Origin of the sequence: Candidatus Tisiphia endosymbiont of Nedyus quadrimaculatus (assembly GCF_964059235.1) — a bacterium.
In the GTDB taxonomy this organism is placed as follows: domain Bacteria; phylum Pseudomonadota; class Alphaproteobacteria; order Rickettsiales; family Rickettsiaceae; genus Tisiphia.
The window spans coordinates 1,291,258-1,306,623 of record NZ_OZ060452.1 but is presented as its reverse complement, the minus strand read 5'-3'; the positions used below and the strand labels follow the sequence as shown (position 1 = coordinate 1,306,623).

Below are 15,366 nucleotides of genomic sequence, written 5' to 3'. Positions count from 1 at the left end.
GAGTTTGTTATAGAACCGCTTAAAGCGGGTTAATATTACTTATTTTGACCTGTAAAACAGGTTAAGTTGATCAGCTCTTTTATCCTCAGATTCTTGGTTTTGAACGTATTTACGTACTACCTCTTCATTCGCTCCTACGGTACTCACAAAATATCCTCTTGCCCCAAATTTATGACCAACAAAATTTTGCTGTTTATTTGCTATATTTTGTGCTACCCATATAGAACTTTTACCTTTAATAAAACCCACAATGGTTGAAATAGAATGTTTGGGAGGAATGGATATTAGCATATGCACATGATCCTGCATTAAATATCCTTCCTCTATCTTACATTCCTTTTGACCCGCTAAACGATGCAACACTTCTTTTAACTCTTTCCTAATTAATCCAAATATCGTTTTCTTGCGATATTTGGGTGTAAAAACAACATGGTACTTACATTCCCATGTACAGTGGTTTAAACTATTATAGTTTGGCATATACATTATCCTTCTTGATTCTGCTTTGAGCGGCAAAATCATTTAGGGATATCTTTAGTATATGTCAAACTCTATGATTCCACCGCTGAAAGCGGTGGCTTAGCATTTGGGATAGTTAAAATATTGCTCAAAATCTTTTAGTAGATGGGGTTTTTTAGCACAGGGCGGTAATTTTATTTTAGCAATGATACCTAAAACGGAGGTAATAACATGACTAAAAGATATAACGCAGGTTCTTGGGCTAATCATTATCGGAAAAATAACTTTAAAATACCGATGAAATATACCCCACCTCCTAATGTAGAGACTCCTAATACAATTACTTTTAGCATTGCAGAGAAAGATAATAATGAACCACATAGTAAGCAAAATGTTGAAGTATTTTTGGCTAGTAATAATTGGAAAAGTACTCAAAGTCTACCTAATGTAAATTGTAATGTGTTTTTGACCCTCTATTGTAATTATAAGTGACCCTCTTATCATAACAGTAAAACCCCTGAAGATATAGCTTTTATACAACTTATCAATGGGGTCAAAATTTGTTACAATAGGGGGTCAAAAACATATTACAATTTACATAACACTACCCGGCGTAGTGTAAAGAGGTAAGTAATAGCCATCCTTAGGCACTAATAATGGTGGGTCTAGTTGTTTTTGTGCTACTTTCAGGGTAATTTGTCTTAAGCTATTGAGTAATTTAATATCAGGTAGCACATGATGAGCCGGAGCATAGCCATATACTTCACCTTCTTCTTTTACCCACCGCGTTACAAAAAATGGGAAATAAGAATAGCCTGATTGACTGATAATTTTTTGTTCAGCAAACGTTAATTCGGGATAAGGATTAGTAAAAATGCTTTAGCTATAACTAATACAAGATTTTGGATATGTATAAATTGCATTTCTGTGAATTCATACATTAATTGCTCTTCGTAGTGTATATATGTCTGCTATTTTTACTAATCCTTATCCCGAATTAACGTATATTGAATGATGAAAAAAGTTAAAATGCACTCGCAGAACCGTTTCAAGAGTGCATTTTTCCTTATAACAAAGCCAGTTCGATATAAGAATTATTAATTCTTATATCGAACTGAGGTTATATTACATATCACGTTTCGTTTAGAAGAGATGCATATATGTATAGAAATGCTACTTGATGAATTTAGAGAATTTGTCAAACTTAACAATCCTAAAGGCAAGACCGAAGAAGAAAATAATAATCAACATACTAAGAGTAATGAAAATATACAACCATAATCTTAATCAAACGTTATATTCGATAGATGAATGAGGAATACTGCTGTTTAAGTTCATTAGCTAGTGTTTTATCATATATTATCTCTTGGAAATAAGAGCTAACTTTTTCAAGAAGCTTAATAATATCAGCACTTTGTTTACCAATATCACAATTTATATGATTAACTCTTAAACCACGATTTACAAATGTGACCTTAATGCTTAATTGTTCTTGTTCCACAAATCTATGTCATATTGTTTACAATATTCAAGCATATCAACGGTATTAGGATGGTGTATGCCAAATGCCTTAATTTGTGGCTTGCCAAAAAATTTATAATTATATAAATCTTTGCTTTTACAAGCGGCCTTTGCTCCTTTGTTATATAACTCACTTACTTGAACAACATTTTTACTTTTATCCCCATAGAAATAGTGGTATATAGCGTAAGCTTTTTTATAAGATTCTATACCTTCTTTAATGTTACCTTGACTAAGAAAAATATCACCTTGCACTACATAACTTGCTGCTAAATCTGGATCTTCCAAATGATCTACATTCTTAGGATTTCTACGCTCATCTGCTAAAAATATTGTTAGAGCTCTATTAATATGATCTAAAGCAATATCTATTTTATTTAATCCTAATTCACTTTTTGCCATTTGTGTATAAATATAACCTAATGCCTCTTGGTTTACAGATTTATGCATATTATATACTTGTTGAGTTTGAACATAAGCTTCTTGATATTTGCCAATAGAGCTTAATATTGCTGCTCTAAGTAAATAATCTCTAGTAAAACCTAGATCATTAGGATCTAACATCTTCCATACCTCAATGCCTTTATTAACATATTCTAAAGCCTCATTATATTTACCTTGAATAAAAGATATTCTGGCTTTTACATGATACAATATAAATATATCTCCTCCCTCTATCCTATGTTTAAATAGTTTCTCCATTTCGTTAATAATTTCTTCAGCAGTTTTTATATTACCTAAATATACATGAGTTAGAGCAATGTTTAAGCTACAGTTAAATTTAGAATAAATATAATCATAATCATCACCTAGGGTATCTAAAACTTTAAGTGCTTTAGTTAAATAAGAAATAGTTTTTTGATAATTTATCGATGTTACTCTATTGTAAAGTCCTACTCCTACTAAATATCTAGCGTAACAGAATTTTTGATAAGTAGACATTTGCCAAAATTTAAACTGTTCGTCTTGTTCTTTTTGCTCAAACCAGTTAACCATTTGCTTTGATTTATATAGATTCCAGGCATTCATATATGAGGCAAACAATTGCAATCTCAAGTTAAGCATTAAATATATGTTAATATTATATTTTTCAGCATTTTGAAAAATAATCTCTAAATTTTCGGATATAGTCTTACTGCCTCTCCATACATGTGCGGAATGAACCCCCTTTAGCTTAGGTAATTTTAGAATAATATCCTCTAAATATATTCTATTGTTTTCATCCCCATTCATCTCCATTATTTTATTGCTAATTATATCATGCATTTCAAAAATAGGATTATCCTGATTAGAATCAATATTGCTAATCAACATAAACTTAGATAATTGGTATATATCATCATCCAGAGTATCTTTGTTATCAATAATTATAGCAAGTAATTGTTTTGAGAAACTTTGGTTATTTATCAAAGCTATTTTATTAAGTAAATTTACTGCACTAGGTTTTAATTCTTGAATAGCCATGCTGATATTTGTTGCTATTTTATCAGTTGATTGATAAATTTTCTTTTTATACTCTTCTTTATCTAGACCTTTAATTTTATTGAGTAATTGAGCCCCCTGAACTATAAGTATTGGATAACCACTAAAATATTGCGTTAAAAATTCGATACTATTTTTATCCTTATTATCCAATAAACTATTAGCCAAAGCTACGATAGTAGGTTTATTAAACAAGGTCATTAATATAACATTAGGTAATCTCTCGTTATTTTGAGAACAAAACACCACATTACCATTATGTTCCCAATCAATAAAGTTCTGAATTTTTTTATTTTCATTAACTTTTAAATTATCAAACACCAATAACCATTTACTAGTAGAAGTTAAATATGACATTACTTCTTTTTTGGCTAGAGTTATTGCTTCAGATATATTAGTTTGTTTAACCATATTGAGTTGTTGGGCTAATTTAACAAATTGTTCATTAAGGTCTAGGTTACAATCAAAAAACCAAATTAGATCATAATTATTTTTATTCTCATAACTATACATCCTAATTAATTGAGTTTTACCTATACCGCTAGTACCCACTATACTTGCTTGTCTATATTTATCTAAATGTTTCTCAAGAATTTTAAGTTGTTGCTCATGATTGACAAAATAACTAACTGGGGTGATTAAATTAGTTATTTGTTCTTTTGCTAAAGTTCTAGTATTAATGATTAATAATATGATTAATAGTAAAAATTTTTTCATATAATAAAACTGTTGAAAAATAAATTATGCCCTAACGGTACGTATAAAACATATTATACGAATATATTATACGGATAACTATAAAGAATAAGCAGAAATAATTCAACTTAAGTTTGAATATTAATAATAAAAATCATTAAAAAGCAGGAAAGTTTGTTTGCTAATTCTGAACCTAAATTCCACTAACCTAGTATCAGTAGGCCATCTTTACAATCTCAAAGTTCGTATAATCCCTTATGGTGATTTTTGACATGTATAACGCCGATAGACCTCTAAATTATAACCTTATCCCGAATTCATACGTAATCCTTTCGTTAATAAATGAATAGTAATGAAGAAAATAAATAAAACCAAAGTATATTTAGATTTTAACCACCTTCTAGAACATTATTGATTCTCATTTTCAAATATTCTGTTCTAAATATGCTCACTTTGATCTAAACCTACTTATTACCCCTGCTAATATAAGAACAGGATCATTATTTATTGTTTTTTCTATCATAATATAGTCAATTAATTTGATTAGCTCTTTGCACATAGTATCAAATCCAACTGAATTAACGATAGTTCCTCATCATCACTATCATCTATTGTTACTGTAGTAGAAAGCATTATGCGTTCAAAATAAAAAAAACATAGAGTAAATAAATTACGGTTCATTTCTAGAAAATTATCAACCTGACCTTTTTTAGCATTAGCAGCATGCAGTATATTTTCTTGGACATAAAGTTTGTTAATTAGCTTAGCCTCTAGTAAAGTGCCAATTACTACCCAAGTTAAGAAGCAATGAATATCCTTAAAAATACTTCTTATTAGGTTGACGGGACTGTTATAGCTATATTGTTTGACTACGATTTGAATTAATTTACAAAGTGCTTTGTTATTGTATTTATCTTTTGCAACAATAATTTTGATTATAGTAAAATTATTATCCTTGCAGAAGTCAATCAAAGATTCTTTTAATTTTAATGGTTCAGAATAGGCATGTGATAAATATGATAGGATAATGGCTTTTTTACCTATTTGACTAGTCATAACGACATCCCCTCTGTGATTAAACTTAAAGTTATCAAGCTTTAACCACCAAAGAATCTTGAGAGATTACTTTGGCGATCGGGGGAGTTCGAAAAACCGTGAATAGACAGTTACGATAGCCTTTAGGCTTAAGGTGCAAACCTTAAGTCCTGAACATAACTAGCACCTCCCCGACCATAACAATCGAGGGCTACCCCTTTTACGGCTGATGCCTACCGGATACTCAATAGAGATTTCGACACCTAAAAGTAACTTTGCAGTTACTCTACTTTTGATTTTAAACTATACGTAGATAAAGTCAATGACAGTTTGCATGACAAATGGTTTTTTAATTTCTTGCACGAATCACACAAGGACGTTCTTCAGAAAAAAGGGGATTTACCGTCAGATTATGGAAAGATTTTATTGGGAGTAAAGAGAAAATACCTCTGTAGCTCTTCTATTACGGAGACCATTCAAAATCAGGGGCAAAGCTAAATTCTGCTAAAAAATATACCTAGCTTTTTATAAAAATATATTACAAAATGAATCTATAACACCTGAAACATATTTTACCCTATTTGATGTAACTGATAAATTGCTTTTATATGTCTGACAATACTAAGATTTACCAATTTAAAGTACATCTTAAAGATATAAGAATCATAAATAAATCAGTACAAAAACAAGAGCAAGTGTTAGATTTTACTAAATATGTGAATAATATTAGAAAGAAAAAATGAAAAAATCTCTATTAATAATGATGATATTAATTATGTCTTATATATCAGTTGCTCAAGCGGCAATATCTAATCTTGTTATACCAGTTAGTTATTTTGCTGATCATATTAAACAATTAACTTTAGTTAAAAATAATTTAATTAAATATAGGCAGACAAGTCTCGTTGGCATTAGTGGCATGGGCAAGACTCAACTTGCAAGAATGCATGCTTATGAGAATAAAAATAATTATGAGCTTATTTGGTTTATTGATTGTAACTTAGATATTAATGAAGAATTTTTAAAACTAGCAAAGTCAATTAATGAAAAGGCTAAGACTAATTTAATATCGAAAGATGTCGGATCAGCAAAAAAAGAAGTGTTATCTTACTTATCAAGCAAAGATAAATGGTTATTAGTATTTGATAATTTAAAGATCAAAGAAAATCACAAGGTGCAAGAATTTATTAATTGGGAACATAATGGTCATGTTATCTTTGCTTCTCAGGATAGTGAGTTATTACCTAATATCATAGTCAAGATGACGGTCTTTGACAAAGATGATGCTATAACACTTGCTAATAATATTTTAGAAAAAGATGATCCTAAACTAGCAGAGTTTTTAGTTCAAGAATTTGTTGGTTATCCTGTATTGATAGTACAAGGTACACAGTTATTGAACCAAGTACCGGGTTTAAGTCAAGAAGAGTATAAAAAGAGGATACGAGATTCTGCTGATAAAATTAAATTAAACATTACTTTAGCAATTAAGGAATTAAAGCCAGATGCTAAAAGATTACTGAATAAGATAGCTTTAATCAATAACCAAGCTTTTTCCAAGGAACTATTGAAGATTATTGCTGATGACAAAAACACCATTGATGATGATATTTATCAACTGTCTAAATTTGCTTTAATTTCTAATACTGATCCAAATGAAACCAATCCTGTTTTTGAAATGCATGATGTTATTGCTCAGAAAATAGCAGAGATGCGTGGAATTGGGAATAATATAAATGATTTAGAAGAGATTGTTACTAAATTGATAAACTCTGTACCGAAGAGTGTAATGAGGGCTCATGTTTTTGAGGAAGCAAAAACGATGCGTGAAAACCTAGAAATTATTGCAGCAAATACCCAAAAATACAATATTAACATCTATAAACTTATGAAGTTAAATTTACAATTGATAATACGATATGTTAATTTTCTAGATATTTATAATTCAGAGAAACTGATCAGTTGGTTTAATAAAAACGATAAAAAGGGTAAGTTTAAATTATGGCTAATGAATAATGATACAAAAAGTAAATATGCATGTTATTTAGGGTTAATAGGAACATATTATATAAGTTGTACTGACCATTATATGGCAATTAATTATTTTACTAGGGCAAGGGAAGTTTTTGATAATGTTAAGGGATATGGGGCTTGCAAATGTAATATATTTTATTTTTTGGCTATATCTAATATTCACTTAGGTAAAATTCAAGAAGCAGAAGAAAATATTCAGGTTATGCAGCAAATGTTTACCGATGGTTTAGTAGAGAAGAGAGATATAGGTTATATATATGGTTCTAAAGCAAGGTTATTATTTGTGCAAGGAAAATACCTAGAAGCATTAGAACAAATTAATAAAACTATAGAAATGTTTATTAAAAATGGATTACAGCCGGATGATTTATTTCTTACAAGTAGTTACATACGTAAAGCTGCAATACTTAACTCTCTTAATCAATATCAAGAAGCTTATGCTCAAGCTAAACAAGTATATGACATGCATAAGATAGTAAAGAAAGAAGATCATGAAGTATTTGGTCGAATCTTTACCCAAATGTCAAGAGCTGAACTAGGATTAGGCAATGCTCAAGAAGCTCTAGGTTATGCTCAAAAAGCTATAGTCATATTTATTAATGATTCGGCTAGATCTAATAAAGATATCAGCATTTCATCAGATACATACTTAGCCAAGGCTTTTGTTGCTGAAGGAGATGCATTAGCAGCTCTTGGTCAGAATGAAAAGGTAGCTGAGTCCTATGCTTCAGCAGAAGTATTATATTATAATAATTATCGGGATAATATGAAAAATGTCGATGGAGTAAGCTACCTGTATTGGGCTGCAGCAAAAGCGACTTGCAATTTACCAAATAAATTTTGGTATACAAAATTTAGCACCCAACTCATAGAAAAATTTGGTGAAACCCACTTTAGAAGTATAGATCTTTTGAGTAAGTGTAAAAACTAATAAAATTTGATAAAATATTCACTTTTGCCCCAAATTTACTTTTTTTGTATGCGTTGTTGTAATATCCAATTAATAAACCTTTTCTCTAGTTCTTTTTTGGGTTCGGGTTTCGAGTAATTAAACACTTCTAACATAATATTGACTAGATCGACTTCAGTAACTTCTAACTTAAGGTTTTTTATCTCTTCTATTACAGTCTTAAGTACTTTTTCCATCAATTCAAAATCATCATTATTTAAATAATTTTTTGTTTCAATAAAGGGATTATATAAATCTTTAACGGTTACACCTAGTACATCGGCTACCGTTTGTAACAACTCTGCTGAAGGTTTTTTAGATATCCCCTTTAGAATATTGTATATATTATTTTTCTTTAAACCAGCTTTTCTTTCAAGTTCAGTAACTTGGTAATTACGGTCTTTAATAATTTTATCTAAATTTTTTTGTAATGTTGTATATGACATTATGTTCTAAATAATTTAATTATTTTTTAGTTACATCTATGTTCCACTATGTATTAATTCGCACATAAATGTTTTTTTGTCAAATTTTATATGCATAATTATTGACATTAGTAATAAAAGTGTTATACATATAATTCTATATATAGAATTTAAAGGCAAGACATAATCATAATAAAAATAAAACTTACTAAAACTAGTAATCTTTGTAGGTCGGCAAACTTTTAGAGAATACTGGTTAAACTAACAACGCTTTTTACAACGCAGATAACTATGTTTATAGCACAAAACCATTCCGAATGCAATAACGCAAGGAATGAAATTAATAAAATAACCCTCACTGGTAATATAGTACCGGGTATTTGGTATCATAAATTGCTACGTTCGTGTGGTAAGTCAGATACCACTACTATCGCTATTCTGTCGGTGCTAGTCTTCTTACATCGGTATAATGGTGATACTGAGTTCCAATTAAATTTCAATTATTTCAAAAATAAATCTAATTTTAGTAAGTGGTGTCATCAAGTCAATAATACTGCTAGACCAAGATTGTACCTTATTACTTTGAACAATTTAATCATACATTACGTACGTTTCGATTATATCAATGTAATAAAACAATACATAGCCTTATATTCTACCACACATCTTGCTCCAGTAATTTAATGGAGGAGTAATATGGAAATTGAAAAAACCTTTAACATAACCATAGTAGTAATAGCGGTGGTGTATATAGTTGTAATGTTTAACTTTCTGATGAATATGGAAAAACGATACAGGACAAGTGGGCAAGCAATGTCATCTACTGGCAATGCAGTGCAGGTGGCAACAGAACATGCAGCCAAATGTACCTTAGACCCAATATTGACAGAGCTGAGCAGAGTCAAAATATCCAGTAACGGTTCAGTAGCAATCAATCAACCAAGTTTATCTAGATTTACAGAGGTTATAGCGGACAAGAATAACATTAGCAAACAAAGGAACTAAAACATGAATTATCAAATATTAGCCTTGGTCATTGGAGTATTTAGCCTAATCATCGGACAGATATTATTAATACTACTCTCGGTCAAATGGCTTAATCAAATCAGAGCAACCTGTAGTGACATCAAGGTTATTTGCAATAATTTTTCTAACTTTTACATCAAAGCACAAGATGAAATAGCAGCTCTATATCAAAAGACCACAGAGCTAGCTAATAGTACAGTTAAGAAAGAACAGCATATATTACATGCTACCTTTCAGTTAGAAGACATAAATATCAATCTTAAAATACTACTTGATGAGTTTAAAGTATTTGCTAGCTCTAGCAATACTACGCCACAGACCAAGGAACAAAAATAATTAACATTAACTAATACTAATTATCTTTCAAAATAGAATTAACATGGTATCATGGTATAATTTAGTATTAGGTCTATCATTAGTTAGAATTAAATTATTAATTCTATTTTGAAAGATAATCAGTATAACTAACCCCAGTTACCAATTAATTTTGTATATCAAAAAGTTCTAGAGTTAATCCTTGATTATTTTTGCTTTATTACAGAATTTACCTTGCATATCTGTAAATTGTAATCAGCTATTGACCCCTTTAAGGGAAAAATTGTAATGAAAATTGCCCCCCTAAATAAGTAACAATATCTCCAAAAAATTAATATTTTTAATATTTTTTTAAGGAGTTTTTAAAAGGGTGTTTATAGTGGAAACAATTGGAAGAATACGTAGAATGTATTACGTATAGTGTAAATTGTAATCAGCTATTGCCCCCCCTAACCACATAAAAAAATTAGTTAATTTTGGTTAAAATTCAGATAGAATTTTCTAAAATCATTGTAATTTTTAATTAATACCGTAGTCTATTATTTTAATCTTTAATCTACATCTTTCCCTCCTCTAAAACTTTTATTACCAGTTTCTATGATTTGACAATGATGTGTCAATCTATCGATAATTACTTTTGTTGCCTTAGCATTACCAAACATATCATTCCATTCTTCAAATCTCAAATGGGTAGTAATGATCACTGAAGTTTGCTCATACAATTTAGCAAATAACTCAAATAACAGGAATCTAGCTTCGGCTTTTATTGGTATACTGCTCATAAATGAAGAGTTGGTAGACGAAGATCAAAATCAACAAGTGCTAGGAGTGTCCAAGCCGAGGAGTACAGCGTACACTAGTACGTGAGCACCGCAGGTCTTGGACAACGCAATTGTTGATTTTCATCGAGTATACATAGCCTAATTCATCTACTACAATCAGATGGAATCTCTTAACTGAATCGATGAATTTGCTTTCATAATTATGGATTCTAGCATTAAGCAATTGGCTAGCTAATTCATTTAAAGTATAAAATCTTACCCTGTAACTTTTTTCAATGGCGGTGAACGCCAAACCAATTGCTAGATGAGTTTTTGCAGACCCAGAACCACCTATGAACATGATATTCTGATGATTATCAATCACTTTTTGTATATCAATATTTTCAACCAATTTAGCTTGGCATGTATCTGATAGTAACTTTATGGTTGGGAACTTAGCTAGTTGCAACCTATAACCTAGCGAGCGTGACTTCTTATATACTACTCGTAAATGAAGAGTTGATAGACGAAGATCAAAATTATGAAGTGCTAGGAGTCGAAGGGTCGAGGAGCGGAGCGTACATTTAGTACGTGAGCACCGAAGATCCCTGAAGACGACAACGCAATTCTTGATTTTCATCGAGTATATTCACACTCTGCTTCAAGAAGTTTCTTTAACACATCATACACACTAGTAGTAGGGACATCATTTGTTAAATTACTTGACTCAGCTAACTGCATCTTCATACCGACTAAACCTAATTTATCTAATAACAATATTAAGTCTTTCATTTAATTTACCTCCGTTGTTAAATGCAACTTGCTATAAATACTACAATCAGCATCAGGAGGATTTTTTAGCTGAATAAACTCAGTCTCTTGGATATCTAGTTTCATTGCTGGTTGCAACAAATATTGCTCAACTAATTTAGAGCTACAGCCGCCAGCAGCAATTGTTAGGTTACAAGCATTTGTTACCTTTTCTAATCCATACTTATTAACAAGTAGCAGGATATCTATAAATTGTTTATCACCATCCTTGTAAGTCTCTAACTTATTTCGTAGTTTGCCAAATATCTCAGGTAACAAACTCATTAACTCTTTGAACGGTCCACCATTACGTAAAGCACCGGGTTTACGTTCTAGAGCTGCTATATAGTGCCATGGATTATAATTCTTCTGATAGCGTTTAAAACTACGAACATGCTCTGCAATAATCTTGCTTTCATGTAAAATCACTATTTGCCAAGCATAGGATTTAATCTGTACGCTAAGTCCCACATATTCACACGGAACACTATACATATTACGTCAATTCGGGATAAGGATATTGAGAACATGTAGATTAAAATCAAATTTTGTTGAAGGTTTATTTTTCTTTAATGAATAAGCAACAAGAGTAGATAATATATGGACAAAGGCATTTATTGGTGATCTATGTCTAGTATGTTCAAGGTTCATTTTATTTTTTAGATAATCAAAAACTGTTTCAATTAAGTTACGCTTTCGAAGTAAGATTTTTTCTTTCAAATCCATTAATTTATTTTCCATATTCTTCTTAATTCCATGAATCATTTTTAAGCCTCTTTCATATAAATTTAAGAACAAATTTTGCTTAATATAACCTTTATCAGCTGCTATAATTCCAGTTAATCTTTTTGTTAACTCCGGTACTGGAACCCTATCATCTACATTGCCTTTGGTCACTTTTAATGCCATAAACTCCCCTTTATTATTGATTATTACATGTAATTTAAAACCATAAAAATACCCCATAGAGGATTTACTATGTTTGGCTAATCCTTTAAAAACTTTATTGCTATAACGCCTTTTATTGTGACAAGCTTTAATCGTTGTAGAGTCAATAAAATAAATACCTGTTTCCTCACCAAACAACAAATGAATCAACATATTTAGCGGTATGAATAATCGTGCCATTAATTCAACAAATCTATTATAACTCAAGGCTTTAGGGAAATCATCCTTATGCATGCACTCTATATAACTTTTATAGAAAAATTTAAAATTCTTAGCATAGGATGTATGAAACATAATTATTATTGTTAACATTTCACTTAAACTCATGCTACAACAGCGATTTCTCTGCTTATTTGATGGTAATAACTTTCTCTGTTCATACTCCAAATAAATTTTACAAAAATCATCTATAAAACTATATAATTCTGTGATATCTTTTTTCATGCCTGTAGTTTGTTTTTTTGTTTAAAAATATAAATACTGCAGGCACTCCTTTTTGACAATCCTTTTATCTATTACTATTTCATCTATATCTTATCCCGAACTGACGTAATACCAGTTTTGTTCATATGCTGAGAGGTTGCTTAATGAATTAATTTTGCTAAATACAAAAGTAAAGCAACCAATAGACATTGATGTAGTAAAAAAAGGCATCTACTATGCTAAAAAATATCATGGCAGTCAAATGAGACAATCCGGCGAACCGTATTATTCGCATCCAATAGAGGTGGCTTATATGGTTGCCCAGTACACAGCCCTAAAAATTCCAAAATATTTCAGAACTGACATGATTGTTACCGCATTACTGCACGATACCATTGAAGATACAAAACTGACCGAACCTATGATTGCCTATATCTTTGGCAGTCAAGTGGCTAGTCAAGTGGCTAGTCAAGTGCAAGATTTGACTAGGGTTAAGCCTCATGGCAAGATTAGTTCGGCAGAAACATTAAATATATTATTTCAACAAAAAAAACATGATGTAGCACTGATTAAACTTTTTGATAGAAAGCATAACTTGCAAACAATTGGGGCTAAATCTCTAGAGAAAGTAAAGAAAATCATTGAGGAGACTATAGAACATTTTATAATAATCTCTACCTACCTTGAAATGCCACAAATAAGCAATGACATAATTACACTTTGTAAAAATAGTCTAGGTATCAAGTTACAGTCGAGTCATAACTACCAGTTACCTTCTCTAGATTTATGAAATGTAATAACCCAATCCCATATAATGTGATTATGGGGAGCATGACAACTAACAGCCCATAATTACCCAAATATTCTATAAGGTAAACAATTCCAAAAGAAGTCACTACAGACATTAATGCACGGGATATAGCAAATGTAAAGCTAGCGTAACTAAAACGTTTAAAAATAGGGAAGGCTCTATAAAAAATAGGATTAGCTGGGAATGTACTAGGGGCAAATACAGCTGTTAGTGCTTGAATTATAAATATACCTTGTACAGTATTAATATTATTTAGGAGAAGTGGATATACTAAAACCAAGCCAAAAAATATTATTGACTGTGTTTTTAAAATTTTTAAAGGATGTACCTTATAGGCTAAAAATGTAAGTGTGATAACTACTAGTAGGTCTACCATAGAAACTAAGAAATTGTGATGAATAACTTGACCAGCATCAAAATTAAAAGAATTCTTCATACTATTGCTACAATAGATATAAATAAAATAAAACCACACAGGTTGTCCTAGTTCCATAAAAAAATATGATATTGCAGTTTTTTTACTAACTTTTTCTTGAATAACAGGATTAGCAACTAATGATTTTGTATTTATAGTAAACTCTTCGAAAGTTTTTTTTATCCGTCGTTTCGCGTCAGCAAATTCTGGCGTTTCTCTAAGTGCTGTTCTTGCTATTGCACCAATCATAGCAATGCCTGTTCCAACCAAGAAGGCCATACGCCAGTTAAAACCATAACTAGTAAATAAAGAAGCAATAGCTAAGGCACATACTCCACCTAAACTTACACTTACCATTATTAATGCTACCACAAAATATTGCATGGGTGATTTTTGAATAAGTTCTGTTAAATAGAGTTTTGCTCCTACCACTTCTCCCATAGAAGACACACCTTGCATAATACGGCACATTGTCATTAACCAAGCAGCAGTAGCTCCTATTTGTTCATAAGTAGGTAAAACAGCTATAATAAAACATGAAATCGCCATCATAAAAGTTGTTATCACTACTGTTGTTTTACGTCCAATATTATCCCCAATCCAGCCAAAAATCAAAGCACCTATGGGACGTAAGACAAATGTCGAACAAACGGCAGTAGCTGCAAGAAGATTTGTCGTATGAGGATCAGTTTTTGGAAAAAACAACTCATTCATCAATATTGCCATATGTACATAAAGCATCAAGTCAAAATATTCCAAAAAACTACCGATTGATAATAACCCAACCGCTTCTTTCTGTTCTTTTGTTAAGCTTATTTGTTCTTTATAATTTCCTAGCATTTATCACCTTATATATTTATTAGTTTATAGATATTGATGATTTGGTTGAACGATAGCAAGAAAAAATAATACAGAAAATTGAAATAATAAATCTTAGTTGTAACAATATCACATTTCTATAAATAAATTAGAAAGGGAAAAAGAGATATTTGGTAAAAATATAGGCTTAAGATCAAAGAGATGTTGACTATCAAAACTGCATAGCATGTTAGCGAATTATTGGATATTACTTTTATGGATAAGAAACTGTAATTTTACAACAAGATTAGAAAATATTGTATCTTTTTAAAAATCAAAAGTAGTTAATGCTTTGAGTAATAAAAATCTTAGTTTATTATAACTTTATAATTAAAATATTATGATTTTTATGGAAGATATTAACTATTGGGATAATTCACAATACACGTCAGTTCGGG

At 30.5% G+C, this 15,366-nt stretch carries 18 protein-coding genes and 1 pseudogene; 7 read left to right on the top strand and 12 right to left on the bottom strand.

What is annotated here, in order from left to right; translation table 11 throughout:
* Positions 1 to 39: 39 nt before the first annotated feature.
* Positions 40 to 480 carry an IS200/IS605 family transposase gene (tnpA, locus tag AB3211_RS06300; RefSeq protein ID WP_367364806.1) on the bottom strand — a complete coding sequence of 147 codons (441 nt, stop codon included), beginning with the start codon at positions 478 to 480 and terminating at the stop codon, positions 40 to 42.
* Positions 481 to 690: 210 nt separating this feature from the next.
* Here tnpA and AB3211_RS06295 point away from each other — a divergent pair, with 210 nt between their 5' ends.
* Entirely contained in the window at positions 691 to 951 is a 261-nt protein-coding gene (locus tag AB3211_RS06295) for a hypothetical protein (RefSeq protein ID WP_367364000.1), read from the top strand.
* 102 nt (positions 952 to 1,053) lie between these two features.
* Here AB3211_RS06295 and AB3211_RS06290 read toward each other — a convergent pair whose 3' ends face one another.
* A complete protein-coding gene (locus tag AB3211_RS06290; protein ID WP_367364832.1) occupies positions 1,054 to 1,287 on the bottom strand; it encodes a portal protein in 234 nt (77 codons plus the stop codon).
* 324 nt (positions 1,288 to 1,611) lie between these two features.
* Between AB3211_RS06290 and AB3211_RS06285 the strand changes: the two genes are divergently transcribed.
* Positions 1,612 to 1,740 carry a hypothetical protein gene (locus AB3211_RS06285; RefSeq protein ID WP_367363999.1) on the top strand — a complete coding sequence of 43 codons (129 nt, stop codon included), beginning with the start codon at positions 1,612 to 1,614 and terminating at the stop codon, positions 1,738 to 1,740.
* 13 nt (positions 1,741 to 1,753) lie between these two features.
* On the opposite strand, the gene AB3211_RS06280 is transcribed toward AB3211_RS06285, so the two are convergent.
* The 3 genes from AB3211_RS06280 to AB3211_RS06270 form a co-directional block, all read right to left on the bottom strand.
* A complete protein-coding gene (locus AB3211_RS06280; protein ID WP_367363998.1) occupies positions 1,754 to 1,960 on the bottom strand; it encodes a hypothetical protein in 207 nt (68 codons plus the stop codon).
* Positions 1,942 to 4,179 carry a tetratricopeptide repeat protein gene (locus AB3211_RS06275; protein ID WP_367363997.1) on the bottom strand — a complete coding sequence of 746 codons (2,238 nt, stop codon included), beginning with the start codon at positions 4,177 to 4,179 and terminating at the stop codon, positions 1,942 to 1,944. Before AB3211_RS06275 ends, AB3211_RS06280 begins: the two co-directional genes overlap by 19 nt.
* A 522-nt stretch (positions 4,180 to 4,701) precedes the next feature.
* Entirely contained in the window at positions 4,702 to 5,214 is a 513-nt protein-coding gene (locus AB3211_RS06270) for a hypothetical protein (RefSeq protein WP_367363996.1), read from the bottom strand.
* 587 nt (positions 5,215 to 5,801) lie between these two features.
* On the opposite strand from AB3211_RS06270, the gene AB3211_RS06265 reads away from it, so the two are divergent.
* Together AB3211_RS06265 and AB3211_RS06260 are read left to right on the top strand one after the other, a co-directional pair.
* Positions 5,802 to 5,936 (top strand): hypothetical protein, encoded by a 135-nt coding sequence (locus AB3211_RS06265; protein WP_367363995.1) that lies wholly within the window; start codon positions 5,802 to 5,804, stop codon positions 5,934 to 5,936.
* A complete protein-coding gene (locus tag AB3211_RS06260) occupies positions 5,933 to 8,158 on the top strand; it encodes a tetratricopeptide repeat protein (protein WP_367363994.1) in 2,226 nt (741 codons plus the stop codon). The genes AB3211_RS06265 and AB3211_RS06260 overlap by 4 nt, the downstream gene beginning before the upstream one ends.
* A gap of 35 nt (positions 8,159 to 8,193) precedes the next feature.
* Here AB3211_RS06260 and AB3211_RS06255 read toward each other — a convergent pair whose 3' ends face one another.
* Positions 8,194 to 8,622, bottom strand: a complete 429-nt coding sequence (locus AB3211_RS06255; RefSeq protein WP_367363993.1) for a helix-turn-helix domain-containing protein — start codon at positions 8,620 to 8,622, stop codon at positions 8,194 to 8,196.
* Positions 8,623 to 9,297: 675 nt separating this feature from the next.
* Between AB3211_RS06255 and AB3211_RS06250 the strand changes: the two genes are divergently transcribed.
* The gene (locus AB3211_RS06250; RefSeq protein WP_367363992.1) at positions 9,298 to 9,606 is read left to right on the top strand and encodes a hypothetical protein; all 309 of its coding nucleotides are present in this window, start codon (positions 9,298 to 9,300) and stop codon (positions 9,604 to 9,606) included.
* A gap of 3 nt (positions 9,607 to 9,609) precedes the next feature.
* The gene (locus AB3211_RS06245; RefSeq protein WP_367363991.1) at positions 9,610 to 9,963 is read left to right on the top strand and encodes a hypothetical protein; all 354 of its coding nucleotides are present in this window, start codon (positions 9,610 to 9,612) and stop codon (positions 9,961 to 9,963) included.
* 530 nt (positions 9,964 to 10,493) lie between these two features.
* Here the strand turns inward: AB3211_RS06245 and AB3211_RS06240 are convergent.
* The 5 genes and pseudogenes from AB3211_RS06240 to AB3211_RS06220 all read right to left on the bottom strand — a co-directional run.
* Positions 10,494 to 10,691 (bottom strand): annotated as a pseudogene (locus tag AB3211_RS06240) (ATP-binding protein); the annotation flags it as partial.
* 73 nt (positions 10,692 to 10,764) lie between these two features.
* Positions 10,765 to 11,172: an ATP-binding protein gene (locus AB3211_RS06235; RefSeq protein WP_367363754.1), complete on the bottom strand. Its 408-nt coding sequence runs from the start codon at positions 11,170 to 11,172 to the stop codon at positions 10,765 to 10,767.
* Between the two features lie 167 nt (positions 11,173 to 11,339).
* Complete coding sequence (locus AB3211_RS06230; protein ID WP_367363755.1) at positions 11,340 to 11,495, bottom strand: hypothetical protein; 156 nt, start codon at positions 11,493 to 11,495, stop codon at positions 11,340 to 11,342.
* Complete coding sequence (locus tag AB3211_RS06225) at positions 11,496 to 12,008, bottom strand: Mu transposase domain-containing protein (protein WP_367363990.1); 513 nt, start codon at positions 12,006 to 12,008, stop codon at positions 11,496 to 11,498.
* A gap of 6 nt (positions 12,009 to 12,014) precedes the next feature.
* Positions 12,015 to 12,905, bottom strand: a complete 891-nt coding sequence (locus tag AB3211_RS06220; RefSeq protein WP_367363772.1) for an IS982 family transposase — start codon at positions 12,903 to 12,905, stop codon at positions 12,015 to 12,017.
* 136 nt (positions 12,906 to 13,041) lie between these two features.
* Here AB3211_RS06220 and AB3211_RS06215 point away from each other — a divergent pair, with 136 nt between their 5' ends.
* A complete protein-coding gene (locus AB3211_RS06215) occupies positions 13,042 to 13,674 on the top strand; it encodes an HD domain-containing protein (protein ID WP_367363774.1) in 633 nt (210 codons plus the stop codon).
* On the opposite strand, the gene AB3211_RS06210 is transcribed toward AB3211_RS06215, so the two are convergent.
* Positions 13,625 to 14,950: an MFS transporter gene (locus tag AB3211_RS06210; RefSeq protein WP_367363773.1), complete on the bottom strand. Its 1,326-nt coding sequence runs from the start codon at positions 14,948 to 14,950 to the stop codon at positions 13,625 to 13,627. The genes AB3211_RS06215 and AB3211_RS06210 overlap by 50 nt on opposite strands.
* Positions 14,951 to 15,366: the final 416 nt, after the last annotated feature.

What these genes read in the sequence shown, in the direction of transcription:
- tnpA (WP_367364806.1), bottom strand. Translation starts at nt 480, where the DNA reads ATGCCAAACTATAATAGTTTAAACCACTGTACATGGGAATGTAAGTAC.
- AB3211_RS06295 (WP_367364000.1), top strand. Translation starts at nt 691, where the DNA reads ATGACTAAAAGATATAACGCAGGTTCTTGGGCTAATCATTATCGGAAA.
- AB3211_RS06285 (WP_367363999.1), top strand. Translation starts at nt 1,612, where the DNA reads ATGCATATATGTATAGAAATGCTACTTGATGAATTTAGAGAATTTGTC.
- AB3211_RS06275 (WP_367363997.1), bottom strand. Translation starts at nt 4,179, where the DNA reads ATGAAAAAATTTTTACTATTAATCATATTATTAATCATTAATACTAGA.
- AB3211_RS06270 (WP_367363996.1), bottom strand. Translation starts at nt 5,214, where the DNA reads ATGACTAGTCAAATAGGTAAAAAAGCCATTATCCTATCATATTTATCA.
- AB3211_RS06265 (WP_367363995.1), top strand. Translation starts at nt 5,802, where the DNA reads ATGTCTGACAATACTAAGATTTACCAATTTAAAGTACATCTTAAAGAT.
- AB3211_RS06260 (WP_367363994.1), top strand. Translation starts at nt 5,933, where the DNA reads ATGAAAAAATCTCTATTAATAATGATGATATTAATTATGTCTTATATA.
- AB3211_RS06255 (WP_367363993.1), bottom strand. Translation starts at nt 8,622, where the DNA reads ATGTCATATACAACATTACAAAAAAATTTAGATAAAATTATTAAAGAC.
- AB3211_RS06250 (WP_367363992.1), top strand. Translation starts at nt 9,298, where the DNA reads ATGGAAATTGAAAAAACCTTTAACATAACCATAGTAGTAATAGCGGTG.
- AB3211_RS06245 (WP_367363991.1), top strand. Translation starts at nt 9,610, where the DNA reads ATGAATTATCAAATATTAGCCTTGGTCATTGGAGTATTTAGCCTAATC.
- AB3211_RS06230 (WP_367363755.1), bottom strand. Translation starts at nt 11,495, where the DNA reads ATGAAAGACTTAATATTGTTATTAGATAAATTAGGTTTAGTCGGTATG.
- AB3211_RS06225 (WP_367363990.1), bottom strand. Translation starts at nt 12,008, where the DNA reads ATGTATAGTGTTCCGTGTGAATATGTGGGACTTAGCGTACAGATTAAA.
- AB3211_RS06220 (WP_367363772.1), bottom strand. Translation starts at nt 12,905, where the DNA reads ATGAAAAAAGATATCACAGAATTATATAGTTTTATAGATGATTTTTGT.
- AB3211_RS06210 (WP_367363773.1), bottom strand. Translation starts at nt 14,950, where the DNA reads ATGCTAGGAAATTATAAAGAACAAATAAGCTTAACAAAAGAACAGAAA.